The organism is Janthinobacterium sp. GMG2 (assembly GCF_033949445.1).
GTDB classification, from domain to species: domain Bacteria; phylum Pseudomonadota; class Gammaproteobacteria; order Burkholderiales; family Burkholderiaceae_D; genus Janthinobacterium; species Janthinobacterium aestuarii.
The window spans coordinates 1,153,149-1,168,381 of the sequence record NZ_JAXAWA010000001.1; the positions used below are offsets into that span (position 1 = coordinate 1,153,149).

11 protein-coding genes are annotated in these 15,233 nt (G+C 62.1%); 2 read left to right on the forward strand and 9 right to left on the reverse strand.

Annotated features, from left to right (window positions below; translation table 11 throughout):
- Positions 1–75 precede the first annotated feature (75 nt).
- A complete protein-coding gene (locus SKZ59_RS05190; protein WP_034750674.1) occupies positions 76–1,197 on the reverse strand; it encodes a cupin domain-containing protein in 1,122 nt (373 codons plus the stop codon).
- 93 nt (positions 1,198–1,290) lie between these two features.
- Here SKZ59_RS05190 and SKZ59_RS05195 point away from each other — a divergent pair, with 93 nt between their 5' ends.
- The gene (locus SKZ59_RS05195) at positions 1,291–1,836 is read left to right on the forward strand and encodes an FKBP-type peptidyl-prolyl cis-trans isomerase (RefSeq protein ID WP_070303515.1); all 546 of its coding nucleotides are present in this window, start codon (positions 1,291–1,293) and stop codon (positions 1,834–1,836) included.
- Positions 1,837–1,883: 47 nt separating this feature from the next.
- On the opposite strand, the gene SKZ59_RS05200 is transcribed toward SKZ59_RS05195, so the two are convergent.
- The 8 genes from SKZ59_RS05200 to SKZ59_RS05235 all read right to left on the reverse strand — a co-directional run bounded on the left by SKZ59_RS05200 (position 1,884) and on the right by SKZ59_RS05235 (position 14,475).
- A complete protein-coding gene (locus SKZ59_RS05200; protein WP_319990998.1) occupies positions 1,884–2,921 on the reverse strand; it encodes a hypothetical protein in 1,038 nt (345 codons plus the stop codon).
- Positions 2,918–5,611 (reverse strand): DNA mismatch repair protein MutS, encoded by a 2,694-nt coding sequence (mutS, locus tag SKZ59_RS05205; RefSeq protein ID WP_319990999.1) that lies wholly within the window; start codon positions 5,609–5,611, stop codon positions 2,918–2,920. Before mutS ends, SKZ59_RS05200 begins: the two co-directional genes overlap by 4 nt.
- Before the next feature lie 300 nt (positions 5,612–5,911).
- Positions 5,912–6,436, reverse strand: coding sequence for a hypothetical protein (locus tag SKZ59_RS05210; protein WP_319991000.1), 525 nt, complete (start codon positions 6,434–6,436; stop codon positions 5,912–5,914).
- A 29-nt stretch (positions 6,437–6,465) separates the two neighbouring features.
- Positions 6,466–8,694, reverse strand: coding sequence for a protein kinase domain-containing protein (locus tag SKZ59_RS05215; protein WP_319991001.1), 2,229 nt, complete (start codon positions 8,692–8,694; stop codon positions 6,466–6,468).
- Positions 8,695–8,895: 201 nt separating this feature from the next.
- Positions 8,896–10,218, reverse strand: coding sequence for an aspartate aminotransferase family protein (locus SKZ59_RS05220; RefSeq protein WP_319991002.1), 1,323 nt, complete (start codon positions 10,216–10,218; stop codon positions 8,896–8,898).
- An 81-nt stretch (positions 10,219–10,299) separates the two neighbouring features.
- On the reverse strand, positions 10,300–11,187 hold the full coding sequence (locus SKZ59_RS05225; RefSeq protein WP_319991003.1) for a MurR/RpiR family transcriptional regulator: 888 nt from the start codon (positions 11,185–11,187) through the stop codon (positions 10,300–10,302).
- 44 nt (positions 11,188–11,231) lie between these two features.
- On the reverse strand, positions 11,232–11,516 hold the full coding sequence (locus SKZ59_RS05230) for a hypothetical protein (protein WP_319991004.1): 285 nt from the start codon (positions 11,514–11,516) through the stop codon (positions 11,232–11,234).
- Between the two features lie 298 nt (positions 11,517–11,814).
- Positions 11,815–14,475, reverse strand: coding sequence for a TonB-dependent receptor (locus SKZ59_RS05235; RefSeq protein WP_319991005.1), 2,661 nt, complete (start codon positions 14,473–14,475; stop codon positions 11,815–11,817).
- Positions 14,476–14,767: 292 nt separating this feature from the next.
- Between SKZ59_RS05235 and SKZ59_RS05240 the strand changes: the two genes are divergently transcribed.
- Positions 14,768–15,202, forward strand: a complete 435-nt coding sequence (locus SKZ59_RS05240; protein ID WP_319991006.1) for a hypothetical protein — start codon at positions 14,768–14,770, stop codon at positions 15,200–15,202.
- Positions 15,203–15,233 lie beyond the last annotated feature (31 nt).

The window sequence follows — 15,233 nt, forward strand, 5'->3', positions numbered from 1 at the left end:
TAATATCTTTCTTTGCGCTGGCGCAGAAGCTGTTATTTTGCCTACTGTAATACCACTTTGCTACGCTGCACCCATTCAAGCCAGTTCGATCCAGCCATCCTGATACCAAGTATATAAGGCATCCATCACGTCATCGGAAGCCAGGGCCACGGCGGCGCCATCGAGGGCGCGTTCGTTGGCCAGGGTTTCCAGGGCCGCTTTGTCGGCCTTGCCAATGGCAAACGATTCGCCATTGATGAAGACATTCTTGCCACGATACAGCATCAGGGTCTTGCGCGACAACACGACACCCTTTTTCTGTGCGGCGTCCGCGAAGCGGCCCACCGTCAGCGGCTTGGACAGCGGCGTGAAAAACACATTGTGCTTCGGTTCCGACAGGTGTTCACCGAGGAAAATCGTGACGTCTTCTTCCGTAAAGCGCACCTTGTTCAGCTCTTCCGCGATGGTGCTGAGCATTTCACGGGGGATTTCGGCCGGCTTGCCCGACGCTTTCAGGTCCGGATCGCTGTAGATGCCCGGCAAGTCGATCGAGTCGGCCATGAATTGCAGGAACGCTTCGCCCAGTTCCTGGAACGAAGGCGAGCGGAAGCCGATCGAATACGTCTGGCAGTCGCCGATGGCCACGCCGTCGTGCGCATAATGGGGCGGCAAATACAGCATGTCGCCCGGTTCCAGGGTAAATTCTTCGTCGGGCGTGAAGTTGCTGAGGATTTTCAGCGGCAAGCCGTCGATCAGGCTCAGGTCCTTCTGCGCGCCGATGCGCCAGTGGCGCTTGCCCTGGCCTTGCAGCAGGAACACGTCATAGGAATCGAAATGCGGGCCCACGCCGCCGCCATCGGTGGCAAAGCTGACCATCAGGTCGTCCAGGCGCGCGTCCGGCAGGAAACGGAACTGGCGCAGGAGGGCGTCGGCCTTGGCGCTGTGCAGGTTGGCGCCTTGCACCAGCAGCGTCCATTCCTTCTGTTTCAGCGAAGGCAGGCTGGTCAGCGGACCTTGCTGCATGTTCCAGTGGCCATCCGCATGGCTGACCAGGCGCGATTCGACGTGATCGAGGGTAGCCAGTTCGGCCAGGGCCTTGAAATCGAACAGCGCCTTGAAGCCCGGTACGGCTTGACGGATCAACAGGGGCTTTTTATGCCAGTAGTCGCGCAGGAATTGCGCCGGCGTGATATCGCCGAGGAGAGTTAATGTTTTCATGCGCCCATTATAACAACCGGAAATGCAGGAATGCGCCTGCCGTTGGCGGCGTGAAGGTATAATTTGCCAGCTTATACAATGAAAGGAAGCATAATGAAGATTGCCAAAAATACGGTCGTGACTGTCAACTACAAACTGTCAGACGCGCAAGACAATCTGATCGAAGACGGCCGTCAGCCGATGGTCTACCTGCACGGTGATTATGAAAACACCCTGCCGAAGATCGAAGAAGAGCTCGACGGCAAGGAAGTTGGCTATTCCAACACGATCCAGATCGAACCGGATGATGCTTTCGGTGAATACGATCCCGCCCTGGTCAAGGTCGAGCCGCGCAATCGCCTGCCTGAGCCGCTGGAAGTGGGCATGCAGTTCGAAGGCATGCCGGAAAGCGATTCGCCGGACGAAGAAGCGATGATCTTCACGGTCACCGACATCGCCGATGACAAAGTCGTGCTGGATGGTAACCATCCTCTGGCCGGCATCGCGCTGCGCTTCTCGCTGACCGTCGCTGACGTGCGCGCCGCTACCGACGAAGAAATCGCCCACGGCCACGTGCATGGCGCACACGGCCATGACCATGGTGATGATGAAGAAGAGGGTGACGAAGGCGATCACTTCCGTTCGCATCCGATTCACTAATATCGCTTGTTCCAGGCCGGCTACATGCCGGCCTGTTTGCTGATGCGCTAGCGGCGTACAGTCGACGCTTTGGCGCGCGCTTGCGCCGATGGCCTGACGGCACGTTGACGCACCTCAAAGAATGGCGTCTTGCCTGGCCGTACGGCGATGGCGGACCAGTCGTTGTCGATGCTGACGTGGCCCAGGTTGCCTTTCCAGCTGATTTTCGGCCCGCCTGCCTTGGCCGCGGCCTTTTTACTCTTCCCTTCCTTGCCGTCCGCGTCGCCATCGCGCTGCGTATCGACCAGCAGCACTTTGCCGCTGAACTTCTTCGCCAGGGTACGGACTTGCTTGCGCGGTCCGGCAAAGCCATCTTGTTTTGAGCTGAAGCTGGGCAGCAGCGAATTGTCGTCTTCATCGAGCACACCCATGTCGCCATCGGAAAACAGCACGATGCCGTCGAGTTTCTTGCGCTGCGCCATGGCGAACAGGCGCTGCAGCCAGGAACGGTTGGCGACCAGGCGGTCTTCGAATTCGCTGTTGCGTCCCGCTTCCGGCAGGAAATGGTTGTTATTCGCGGGCAGGTTGATGGTGGCAAACAGCACGCCGCCATATTCCCAGTGGGCGTTTTCCGCATAGCTGCGGAACTTCGCCGTCGATGACAGCCGCGACAGGGTCAGCTTGCGCTGGCCCAGGCTCTGGTCGTCGGCGAAATACACGTCGCGCAAGCGGTTCAGGCGTTCGATGGCATTGACCCTGCCGCGCGAGTTGCGGCAGTTGGCCCAATCACTGGTCGACAGCGAGACGATCAGCGGCGGGCCGCTGGCGTCCAGCAAGTCCTTGCGCTGGCTGTACAGCTTGTCGCTGCACGATTCGCTGGCCGCCTTGATGCCGGTGGCCACGACGAACGAGGCATTGAAGGCGCTGGTGTCGGCGATGGCTTTTTTCAGGGGGCCATCGTCCGGTCCGGCGTTGAAGGAATGGCCCAGCACGGCAAACTCGAAGCCGGCCTGGTCGCTCTGGGCGGCCAGCGCCGCTTGCCATGGCAGGCTGGCAGCCAGCAAGCCGGCGGCCAGCAGGTGTATCGTGCCGCGCCGGAGGGTCATGCGGCGGCCAGCCGTTTCAACTGATACAGCTGCTCGAGCGCATCGCGCGGCGTGAGCGCATCGGGATCGAGATCGGCGATGGCGTCGAGCAAGGCTTGCTGCGCCGCATTCAGCGCGGCCAGCGGCGCCGCCGCTTCCTCTTCTTCCTCCTGCGCATACGGATCGGCTGCCGGCGCGGCGAACAGGTCGCGCTGCGGCGTGGCGTCGAGCGCCTGCGCTTCCAGGCGCGCCAGGTGCTTGCGCGCGGCCTTGATCACGGGCTGCGGCACGCCCGCCAGTTGCGCCACCTGCAAGCCATAGCTTTGCGAGGCAGGGCCCGGCTGCACGGCGTGCAGGAAGACGATGCTGTCCTTGTGCTCGACGGCCGACAGATGCACGTTGGCAGCGCTCGGGTGGCTGTCCGGCAATTGCGTCAGCTCAAAGTAATGCGTGGCGAACAGCGTGAAGCTGCGGCTCGTGTCGATCAGATGGCGCGCGATGGCCCATGCCAGCGCCAGGCCGTCGAAAGTCGAGGTGCCGCGGCCGACTTCATCCATCAGCACCAGCGAGTGCTCGGTGGCGCCGTTCAAAATCGCCGCCGATTCCGTCATTTCCACCATGAAGGTCGAGCGTCCGCCCGCCAGGTCGTCGGTGGCGCCGATACGCGTGAAGATGCGGTCGATGGGGCCGATGGTGGCGGACGCGGCCGGCACGTAGCTGCCCACGTAGGCCAGCAGGGTGATCAATGCCACCTGGCGCATGAAGGTCGATTTACCGCCCATGTTCGGACCGGTAATCAAGAGCAAGCGGCGTTCGTTGACGAAGCGACAGTCGTTGGCGATGAAGCGTTCGATCTGCTTTTCCACCACGGGGTGGCGGCCTTCGACGATGTTGATGCACGGCTCGTCGACCAGTTGCGGCGCGGCCCAGTTGTGCTGCTGCGCATGTTCCGTCAGCGCGTTCAGGGTGTCGAGCTGGGCCAGGCCCTGCGAGATCGTCTGCAAGGTGCCGATGTGCGGCGCCAGGTCGGCCAGCAGCAGGTCGTACAGCATCTTTTCGCGCACGAGGGCCTTGTCTTGCGCCGACAGGGCCTTGTCTTCGAACACCTTCAATTCCGGCGTGATATAGCGTTCGGCGTTTTTCAGGGTCTGGCGGCGGCGGTAGTCGTCCGGCACCTTGTCTGTCTGGCCGTGCGTGACTTCAATATAGAAGCCGTGCACCTTGTTGTATTCCACGCGCAGATTGGCGATGCCCGTGCGCGCCCGTTCGCGCGTTTCCAGGTCAAGCAGGAACTGGCCCGCGTTTTCCGACAGCGCGCGCAATTCGTCCAATTCGGCATCGAAACCGGTGGCAAACACGCCGCCGTCGCGCACCATCGCGGCCGGTTCCTGCGCCACGGCGCGCACCAGCAAGTCCAGGCAGGCAACAGGCGTGGCCAAGGCCGTGTGGATGGCGGCCAGCAAGCCGGTTTCGCCGCCCTGGCCAGGACCATAGCAACGCACGACGTCGCCGCGCAGGGCCGGCAGTTGCAGCAGGCCGTCGCGCAGGGCGGCCAGGTCGCGCGGACGCGCCGACAGCAGCGCGATGCGCGTGGTGATGCGTTCGATATCGGGCACTTGCGCCAGGGTGGCTGCGAGCGGACCGGCCGCTTCGCTTTGCGCCAGCGCGGCGATCGCTTCATGGCGCGCGCGCGCCACCTTCTGATCGCGCCGCGCATGGTGCAGCCAGTGGCGCAGCATGCGCGAACCCATGGCCGTGCGGCAATGATCCAGCAGGGAAAATAAAGTGGGCGACTCCTGGCCGCGAATGGTTTCCGTCAGTTCCAGGTTGCGCCGCGTGGCCGCATCCAGACCGATGAATTCACTTTCCGTTTCCGTGATCAAAGAGCGCACGTGCTGCAGACCGCGTCCCTGCGTCGATTGCGCATAGCGCAGCAGCGCACCGGCCGCCCCGAACGCGGCGCCGAGGCCATCGGCGCCAAAGCCCGTCAAGGTCGCCACGCCCAATTGATCGAGCAGGGCCTTGTGGCCGCCCACCACGTCGAAATGCCAGTCCGGCACGCGGTTGATGTGCGTGCCCGCATAGTCGTCGAACAGGCTGCCATTGTCGCCACTGAGAATTTCGGCAGGCACGATGCGTTCGAGTTCCTGCTGCAATCGCACGGCCACAGTGGCGCTGTCGCCGGAAAACTCCATCAGTTTCAAGGCACCGCTGGCCAGCGACAGCCAAGCCAGGCCCGTGGTCACCGTCTTACGCTGCGTGATGCTGCACATGGCCAGCAGCGGGCGCTCGGCCTTCTCTGGCAGCAAGTCCGCATCCGTCAAGGTGCCGGGCGTGACCACGCGCATGACCTTGCGTTCGACGGGGCCCTTGCTGGTAGCCGGGTCGCCGATCTGTTCGCAAATGGCCACCGACTCGCCCAGCTTGACCAGCTTGGCCAGATAGCCGTCCAGCGAATGAAACGGCACGCCGCACATCTTGATTGGATTGCCGCTGGCCACGCCGCGCGCCGTCAGGGTAATCCCCAGCAGGCGCGAGGCTTTTTCCGCATCCTCGAAAAACAGCTCGTAGAAATCGCCCATGCGGTAGAAGACCAACATCGTCGGGTGGTTCTCCTTGATGCCTAAATATTGCTGCATCATGGGAGTGAGCTTTTCAGCCGAATTTTTCTTTGCCGCGGCGGCGTTGATTTCTTTTGGGACGGTGGTCATGTGTTCTTTGTCGTTGGTCCGGCGGCCGGAAAATGCATGCCTGCCGGGCTGTGTGTGGTGCTGTGTGCATTCAAGGCCGCGCCAAGGGGCGGAGCTTGGGTTCAAGGCCGTCATTTTACCGCTTTCGGCGGGCAGGGCGGCGTATTGCGTGCGGATGGAAAAAAGCCACGTCGATGGAATTGACGTGGCTTGGCGCATTTCGCCCGCTGGCGAGGCGCAGTGGATGGCATCGGCAGGCCAGGACGTGCAGTGATGGTTACTTTTGCATTGCATTGCCGATATAGTCGGCAATACCACTCTCTACATGGTAGTGCTGCCACCCACCGAGCTTTCCGGGTCGAAGGAAAAGACGCGTAGTTCCGGTTGAACGTCTTCGCCGCGCATGATGCGTACCGTCATGACGAAGGACAATTCCCAGCGTCCAGAGGTATGACCTACGTCCAAATTGTGTTTCCATTCCTGACGGATGCGGTGCAGTGGCATCTGGTCTGGCTCACCCAGCAGTTGCTGGATTTCGAAGTCCAGAGGCAAATGATAGGTTGCACCTACTGCCTGGAGGAATGGTGATGGCGGTGAATAAATGGTCGGCACTTTCGGGCCGATTTGCGTCAGTTGCGGCACGGTGACGATGCAACAGTCGATGATCTGGAATGAGGTGAAGCCGCTATCCTTGGAGCCGCAGCAAGTAACGTCGAGATAGACATGCTGACCTTTCTGGAAGTGCACGCCGCCCATGTAGGGGCCATGGCGAGGATCGGCTGTGCCGTCGCAGGAGGTGAAATTGTAGTCAAGCTGATTGGTAATCTGGTCTGCATCAAAATGCACGGATAACTTCATCCAAGGGCTTACAGGCGTCATTTTTTACTGTCTCTTTCCAGGTTGATGAGAAGTTGTTGGTAGCGGGCATCTCGCCGCAGGTTCAACAGATCGGGGGCTGATTCGATCAGATTGAGAGGGTAGCCAAGCTTGCTGGCTTGTAAAAGTGAAGCCAATGCGTCACTGCGATTGCCAATTAGTTCGTGCGTGAGGGCTGCACGGAATTGCACGTCGGCCGCTCGCGGTGCCAGATTCAGCGCTTGTCGCATGCTAGCCAGCGCTGCCTGTTTTTCTCCTACATAAGCCAAATAGAGTGCCATGCGGGAATTGACGGTGCCATCGTTTGGCATGCGTTGAAGTATTGGCCGCAGCAGGGTAATGGCGCGTAGATAGGACTGTTTTGATGCCTGAATCTGCGCTGGTATCCAACGCTGTGCATCAGCTAGGTTAGCCCACAACATATACATGTTGGGACTACCCTTGGTTTCAGAGACGGCATTTTCAAACGCTTGTACTGCGCCAAGATAGTCCCCCTTCGCAAACAGTGATGTGCCGAGGTTCGTATACAGTTCCCAATACGGGCTGATCTGCAACCCTTGCTGCAGTACTTGCAGTGCTTCGTCGTTGCGATTTTGTCGTAACAGCGCGGCGTTCAAGTAGGCGTAAGTGCCGGGTGATTGCGGATCCATACTTATGCTTTTGCGGAATGCTTTTTCAGCACCAATGTAGTCGCCTTGCTTGTAACGCATGATTCCAAGTTGGGCGACAAATACATGCTCACTTGGATAAGTGGCGATGGCTTGATCTAATATTTTTTTCGCCGAATCGAACTGATGACCAACTATAAATAGGCGGGCCTTGCCATACAAGGCTAGCAAATTATTCGGTTCCAAGTTCAGCGCAGTATTGATTGCGTGCTGTGCTTCGTCACGCTTTCCGTGTAGCTCATGTACTGCTGCCTGTGCTACATGGGCGAGGGCCAATTGGTCGTCTGCCACTAGTGCCTGTCGTGCGCTGACATCGGCCCGTTGCAGCCAGGTGTCATCGCGGCCATCACTGATATAGCGGAGGCTTGCTGCCAGCGACAGGCCGGCCGATGCAGCCGCATTATGAGGATTGTGTTGCAGCACTGTCGAGAAGTGCGCAAAGGCCTGCTTCTGGCTGCTATCGCGGTCAAACGTACGTAAGGCATCCATGCCAGCCTTCATGGACGCAATTTCCGAGTACGCCGGCGCGCCTGTAGTGCCGCGCAACCTAGCCACCAAATCGGGCCCTTGCAAGACACTCAAGCCTAGTAATAAGAAGGCTCCTGCCGCCAGCATGGTACGCTTGACGGGCACCTGCAGCCGGATAGCGATCGAAGCCGGCGGCTTGGCAGGCTGAGCGGGTTTGCTGTCGGCGTCGAGGGCGGTCGCTGTTGCCGCAGATATTTGCTGCCCACCTAGCGCCTCGCGCACAGCGCGCATGGTGCGTGGCCGTTCGGCCGGGTCGTGCGCCGTCATCGCGCGCACGAGGGCGTTGATGGCGGGTGGTACCGATTCTGGCAGGTCGGGCCACGGTTCCGTCGCCTGCATGTGGGCGGCGGCCAGGGCCAGGCCGTTCAGGTGGGCGAAGTGGCGCTGGCCGGCCAGCATTTCGTACAGCATGGCGCCCAGCGCGTAGACGTCGCCACGAGTGTCGGGCAGGCGGCCCATCAGGCGCTCGGGCGCCATGTAGGCAATGGTGCCTTGCAGATCGCACAGTGTGTTCGTTTGTGTTGCTTGCGGGTCGATGTGGCGGGCCAGGCCGAAGTCGAGGATGCGCACTTGACCGTCCGCTTCCAGCATCAGGTTCGACGGTTTCAGGTCGCCGTGCACGAGGTCCATGGCGTGCGCCTCGTCCATGGCGTCGGCGATCTGGTAGGCGATGTCGAGTGCGGCTTGCAAGTCCGCCTTGCCGCTGTGCATGAACTGGCCCAGGGTCTGGCCTTCGACCAGTTCCATGACGATGGACTGGCCCGTGCCCTGGCCTTCGATGGCAAAAATGCGCACGAAGGCCGCATGCTTGAGCGAGGCGGCCAGGCGCGCTTCATTGATCAGTTTTTCCGGGTGCAGCACGTCGGCTTGCGGTTTCAGGCGTTTCAGCGCCACGCTGCGGCACAGCTTGGCATCCCACGCTTCGAATACATGGCCGAAACCGCCTTCGCCCAGCAAGCGGCGCACTTCATAGTGCCCGCTGATCGTGTCGTCTTGCAGAGGGGGCTGACGCAGGGAGTCGAGCAGTTCCATATACCTTGGCTTCAGAGTGCATCAACATGGGCGTCAAGCATCGAAAAGGGGTAATGCGATGATTGAATGCCCAAGATGATTGATTTTGAGTAACTTCCTGATTTAAAACGATTGTTTAAAATAAGTCAATTAATATTGACAAGGAGTGAACAGAAACTGCTTGCAGTCGCCTTTGCGCGTTTCTGCCGCAGGCATGCGTGCCTACGCCACACAGGCATCGATGGCCGCGCCCAGCTTGTCGACAATCTCATCGACGTGGCTGGCGTCGATGATGTAGGGCGGCGCCAGCAGGATGTGGTCGCCGTGCAGGCCGTCGATGGTGCCGCCCATGGGATAGCACATCAGTCCGGCTTGCATGGCTTGCGCCTTGATGCGCGCGTGCAGGCGGCGGGCCGGGTCGAACGGCTGTTTGGTATTGCGGTCCCGCACCAGTTCCAGTCCCAGGAACAGGCCGCGGCCGCGGATGTCGCCCACGCGCGCGTGGCTATCGAAACGCTGGTGCAGCCGCTCTTGCAGCAAGCCGCCCATGGCGCGCACGTTGGCCAGTAAATCGCGCTCCTCGATCTGCCGCTGCACGGCCAGGGCGGCGGCGCAGGCTGTGGCGTGGCCGATATACGTGTGGCCGTGCTGGAAGAAGCCCGTGCCGGCACGGATGGTGTCGCGGATATCTGTCGATACCATGACGGCGCCGATGGGCTGGTAGCCGGCGCCCAGGCCCTTGGCGATGCAGATCAGGTCGGCGCTGATGCCTTCCTGCTCGCAGGCGAACAGGCTACCCGTGCGGCCCATGCCGCACATGACTTCGTCGAGGATTAGCAGAATGCCGTGGCGCTGGCAGATCTCGCGCATGCGCGCAAAATAGCCGGCCACGGCGGGCAGGGCGCCGGCCGTGGCGCCGACGACGGGTTCGGCGATGAAGGCCATGACGTTGTCCGCGCCGAGTGCGGCGATATTGTCTTCCAGCTCCTGGCCCAGGCGCGCCACGTAGTCGCCATCCGTTTCATGCGCCTGCTGGTCGCGCCAGGCGTAGCACGGGGAAACGTGGGTGACGCCGATCAGCAGCGGTTCGAACTGCTGGCGGCGCCAGGCGTTGCCGCCCGTGGCCAGCGCGCCCAGCGTATTGCCGTGGTAGCTCTGGCGGCGCGCGATGACGTGGCGGCGCTGCGGCTGGCCCCGTTCGACGTAATACTGGCGCGCCAGCTTGAGCGCGCTTTCCACCGCTTCCGAGCCGCCCGAGACGAAATACACGCTGTCGATGCCGACTGGTGCCCGGGCGACGAGGAAATCTGCCAGCTGCTCCATCGGCTCGCTGGTGAAAAACGAGCTGTGCGCGTACGCCAGCGTGGCAATCTGCTGCTGCACGGCGGCGATCACTGCCGCATCGGAATGACCGAGGCAGGAGACGGCCGCGCCGCCGCAGGCATCCAGGTAGCGCTTGCCATCGGCATCGATCAGGTAGGGGCCGTCGCCGCCCATGGCGACAGGATAGCTGGCGGTCAAGCTGCGGTGGAAGACATGGCTCATGGCATCGCTTTCTTATCGGCAAGTGGGATGGCCGATTATAGGAGGCGTTGCGCCGCATTGCAACAATCGATGTATTTATTTTTAATTTACATCATTTGATGTTTTTGCGTAGGCGCCCAGTGTCCGCAACTGGCTTTCCGCCGCCCCGATGGCCGTGACGGCATCGGGCCCCGCGCGCGCCACCAGCAGTTCCACCAGGCTTTCCACGGCCGCGACGCCGGCCACTATGGAAGGGAAGAACGAGGGGCTGTCGACGGCGATGACGATGCTGGCGTCAGCCTGCAGAGCCAGCGGCGACATGGCGCTGTCGCTGATGGCGACCACCTGGCAGCCGCCCTGGCGCGCCGCCTGCGCCACCAGCAGCGCTTCGCTCGAGTACGGCGCGAAGCTGACGACGACGACGGCTTCGCCCGCCTGCAGGGCGCGCAAGTCCATTTCCAGGGTGCCGCCCTGGCCGCTCAGCAGCTGCACGCTGGGGCGCAGCAGCCGGTACAGATAATGCAGGGTATAGGCGATCGGGTGGGCGGCGCGAAAGCCGGCCACGTGCACGCGGGGCGCTGCCTGCAGCAGAGCGGCGGCCGCCTCCAGGGCGGCGTGGTTGGCGCTTTCCGTGGCGGCCAGGTTGCGCTGCTGCACCGTGAACACTTCGGTGACAAGATCACCGTCTTTATCGGCCAGCGCGCCCGCTTTTGCCGCGTAGCCGCTTGGCCCCGCGCGCAGGCGTTCGACGAAGATGGCTTTCAGTTCTGGCCAGCCGGCAAAGCCCAGCTGCTGCGCCAGGCGCACGAGGGCGGCCGATTGCACCTGCGCGCGCGCGGCGATGCTGCGCATCGACGAGACGGCCACTTCGTCCGGATGGTCAGCCAGGTAGCGGGCGCCGGCCTGGAATTGCGGGCTCAGTTCCGCATGGCGCGCCTTGATCAGGTCCATCAGTGCCGCATAGGAATCGTGGGGTGTCGCTGCCTGCATCGCCGTGCCTCATTGAATAGGTTGCGGCGATGGTACAGGATTCGTCAGCGGGCCGGTAGCGGCGCGCTGTGCGCCAGGGCGGCCGTGCGCGGGCGCAGGCGGGCAAACAGGTGCGGCCCGGCCGGTTTGCGGTGCGGTCCCGTCGTCAGCACGCGCAAGGCGGTGGGCAGTGCCACGTCGTGGCAGTGCAAAAACAGGGCGGCGGCGCCCGTGCCGGCCATTTCCTGCAAGGCCAGCGCATGTTCGACCAGCGCCGCCGTGCGCATGTCGAGCCGCACCGGGATGTCGGGTTGAAATAACTGTATGTCGACGTGCCGTGCATCGCGCATGCTGTCCCCGCCGGGTTCGATGGTCAGACTGCCAGCATAAAAGCGCCCCGGCGCCGCCACTTTGCGTTAAATCAATTCCTGTATCGGATAGATTCCACAAGGCAAAAAAAACGCCAACCGTCACCGGCTGGCGCTGAAACTCCTCAAGGAAGAAGACATGTATTCCAACGACGTTTCGACGCCTGACAAAACCATCGCGAGCGGCAGTGATTTGTGGCCGAGAAGCGCAGCGGCACTGTAGTCCGTGAGCATCGCCGGCCGCAAAGCGCGCCGCGCAGCCGGTTTGGTCAGGTGTCCATCACAAGCTCCAGCGTACTGATAAACCTACGACCTTGTCGTAGCGCCGCACGTCGCGCACATAATCCGGCGTGTCGTGGTAGTCGCGATAGGTCGAGTCGAGCAGGTTGTTCGCGTCCAGGGTCACCGTGGTGTTCGGGTTGAGCTTGTACGACACCGACGCGTCCAGGGTCTTGGTGGGCGCCACGGTCAGGTGGATGCCCTTGCCGCGGTAGTTGTAGTCGTCGACGTATTTGTCGCGCCAGCTGTAGGCCAGGCGCGCCGACCACGGTCCTTGCTCGTACAGGCCGACGATATTGGCCGACCACTTCGACATGCCCGTGAACGGATGCACGCTGCCATTCAATTCTTCCAGCTCGCCCGTCATGTAGGTGGCGTTCGCTTGCAGGCCCAGGCCGCTCATCCAGCCGGGCAGCTTGTCGTAGAACTGCTGGTACGCCATTTCCAGGCCTTGCAGATGGCCCTTCGACGTGTTGCGCGGACGCGTGATGTCGTACTCGATGCCGCCATACGTTTCCTTGGCCGAACCGGACAGGATGTAGTTCTTGAAGTTGTGGCGGAACACGGTGGCCGTGACGGAACCCGTCTGCGCGAAATACCATTCCAGCGCCACGTCGAGGTTCTTGCCTTCCACGGGTTTGAGGTCGGGATTGCCGCCGCTGCCCGTCGGGCGCACCATCTCCAGGCTCTGGCCCAGGCTCACGCCAGGGTTGAAATCGGCGAAGTTCGGGCGCTGCACGGCCTTGCCGGCCGTCAGGCGGGCGACCAGGTCCTGGCGCAGCATGGCTTTCAAGGTCATGCTGGGCAGCACGTCCGTATCCGAGGTTTTTACGCGCACGGGCGTGATGATGCCGTTTTGCGAGGAATTGCCTTGCAAGTCCTGCTTGGTCTGCACCACGCGCACGCCCAAGGTGCCGTCGACCGGTACCTGCGCCAGGTCAAAGCCGATGCGCGCCTTGCCGTAGACGGCATTGGTTTTTTCCACATCCTTGTAGTGGGTCATCGGATCGTCGGGGCTGCGTTCGCTGCTGCCCGTAAACAACTGGCGCAGCGCGGACGTGTTGTTGAGCATGAAGTCGCGGCACGGCGTGAGCCAGCTTTGCAGGCCGAAGTTGCCCGTGTTGTCGTGCGAGGCGCACGCCAGGCCGGGGATCGCGTCCGCAGTCATGACCGACGCCAGCCCGCCCTGGCCATTTTTTTCGCGGATCGATTCGGCCTTGCGCTTGGCCAGGCGCACGCCGCCCGAAAATTCGCGGAAGAAGCCCGTGCTGTCCATGTCGTAGGTGACGTCGCCGCGCCAGTCGGTCGAGCTGCCTTCGTCGTGGCTGTGATTGTCGTAGAAGCCGAGCAGCGTATAGTTCTTCGGGTCCATCATGTTGTAGCCGGGGTAGCTGATCTGCGCTCCGCCGTTCACGTTCGTGCTGCCGATCACGCTGGTCGGATGGGCGAGGAAGTCGAGGATGGGGAATTCGCGCTCGAAGTTGCTGACCGTGCGCGCCAGTTCCGTCGTGGCGCGCAGTTGCGGCGTGATGTCCCAGCGCGCGCCGATGGCGCCTTGCGATCCGATCGAGCGGTCGCGCCGCGCCTGGGTCGAGCCCAGCGTGAACGGCGACCATGGGCCGTCGATCTTGCCCACCGTGGCCGCCTGATTGGTGCCGGGGATCAGGGTGATGTCCGGGTTCTGGCCCCATGGCAGCGAACCGACGAAGAACTGGCTGTCGAAAGCGTGCTTGATCAGGGTCGACATGCCTTCCGCATACACTTCCACCTGCGAGTTCGGGCGCCACTGGAAGGCGGCGTTGGCCGCGTAGCGCTTGCGGTCGCCCACGGTCGGGATCATGCCGACGGAATCGGGGCCCGTGATGTTGCCCGCTTCCGGGCGCTTGACGGGTTCGGCGTTCCAGATCGTCTCGTCATAGTATCTGCCGCGCTGGTAGGACAGGCCGAGCAGGGCGCCGAATTCGCCGTATTGGGTCTTCCAGCGGTTCGAGACCATGCCGCTGACGTTCGGGTCCGTCGAGCCGGACTTGTCGCGGTGTTCGGCGCGCACGTTGCCCGATGCCGTAAAACCCTTGAAGTCGAACGGGCGGTTGGTGCGCACGTCGATCACGCCGGCCGTGCCGCCTTCGACCATGTCGGCGCCCTGCGATTTATAGACGTCCACGCGCTGCAGCATGGCCGTCGGAATATCGGCCAGGTACAGGCTGCGGCCCACGGAGGTGAACATTTCGCGGCCGTTGAGCAGGGTCACCACGCCAGGCAAGCCGCGGATGATGACGGTACCGGCTTCGCCGCCTTCGCGGCGGACCTGCACGCCCGTCACGCGGCCGAGGATTTCAGCCACGTTCTTGTCGGGGAATTTGCCGATTTCATCGGCGACGATGGAGTCGACCACCTGGTCGCTGTTTTTCTTGATCGTCTGCGCGCTTTGCGCCGCCCTGCGCACGCCCGTAACGGCGACGACGGCGATGCCGCCATTGTCGGCTGGCGCTGCTGCCGGTGCCGCTTCTGCCGCTGGTGTTTCCACGGCGGGCGCCTGCTGCGCCCAGACGGAGGCGCTGCTCAGCAGGCCTGCGCCGGCCAGGGCGGCCACCGTCGCCTTCAAGGTCAAGCGTGTATTTTGTCGGGGCGTGCGGGTGCCCGTTGCCATCAATTGCATCATCTTGTCTCCACCTGTATTTTAGTTATGTTGAGAACGCTGCGGCAGTCGCCGCCAGAGCTGGAACTGGCTCAGGAAGCATGGTAGGGGCGAATGACTTTGCGCCACAAATGACTTCTTTTGCGATGTCCATATCAATTCCGGTATCCCTGCCGCATTCATGCACCTGCCGGCCTTGCCCGCTCTCCACACGTGGCGAAAATAGTTTTGTATTTTTTGCCGGTGGCGGCGTTGAGGTAGCGATGCAGCGGCACCAGATGGGGCGTCGCCATCCCACTCAATGAAAGGAAGCACCATGTTGGCATCCACTATCACCGAACCGTTGCTGCGGCACTTGCAAGCGGACGGATATCAGGCGCAGATCGACAGCGATGGCGATATCGTCTTCCGTTTCGAAGGCATGGGCTATGTCCTGTGCTTTGACGCCGATGACGCGCAATTTGGGAAACTGCTGTTGCCGAATGTGTGGACCACCGATACGCCGGAAGAGTTGCTGCGCGTGCGTGCCGCGCTCGATGAAGTCAACCGCCGCATCAAGCTGGTGAAAGGCCATGTGCAGCGCGGTCAGGTATGGTTCTGCATCGAGATGCTGCTGCTCGAGCAGCAGCACTGGACGCATTTCCTCGCGCGTGCCACCCGCGCCATCGCGCATGCGGCGACGCTGTTTGCCAGCGAGATGCGGGCCGGCGCGCTGGCCGCGCAGGCTATCGAGAAAGCTGGCGCCGACTGAGGCGCAGGGATGAAAAAGGGCGGCCCGCAGG

Excerpts from the sequence above, each read along its gene's own strand:
- SKZ59_RS05190 (WP_034750674.1), bottom strand. The coding sequence starts at position 1,197 with ATGAAAACATTAACTCTCCTCGGCGATATCACGCCGGCGCAATTCCTG.
- SKZ59_RS05195 (WP_070303515.1), top strand. The coding sequence starts at position 1,291 with ATGAAGATTGCCAAAAATACGGTCGTGACTGTCAACTACAAACTGTCA.
- SKZ59_RS05200 (WP_319990998.1), bottom strand. The coding sequence starts at position 2,921 with ATGACCCTCCGGCGCGGCACGATACACCTGCTGGCCGCCGGCTTGCTG.
- mutS (WP_319990999.1), bottom strand. The coding sequence starts at position 5,611 with ATGACCACCGTCCCAAAAGAAATCAACGCCGCCGCGGCAAAGAAAAAT.
- SKZ59_RS05215 (WP_319991001.1), bottom strand. The coding sequence starts at position 8,694 with ATGGAACTGCTCGACTCCCTGCGTCAGCCCCCTCTGCAAGACGACACG.
- SKZ59_RS05220 (WP_319991002.1), bottom strand. The coding sequence starts at position 10,218 with ATGAGCCATGTCTTCCACCGCAGCTTGACCGCCAGCTATCCTGTCGCC.
- SKZ59_RS05225 (WP_319991003.1), bottom strand. The coding sequence starts at position 11,187 with ATGCAGGCAGCGACACCCCACGATTCCTATGCGGCACTGATGGACCTG.
- SKZ59_RS05230 (WP_319991004.1), bottom strand. The coding sequence starts at position 11,516 with ATGCGCGATGCACGGCACGTCGACATACAGTTATTTCAACCCGACATC.
- SKZ59_RS05235 (WP_319991005.1), bottom strand. The coding sequence starts at position 14,475 with ATGATGCAATTGATGGCAACGGGCACCCGCACGCCCCGACAAAATACA.
- SKZ59_RS05240 (WP_319991006.1), top strand. The coding sequence starts at position 14,768 with ATGTTGGCATCCACTATCACCGAACCGTTGCTGCGGCACTTGCAAGCG.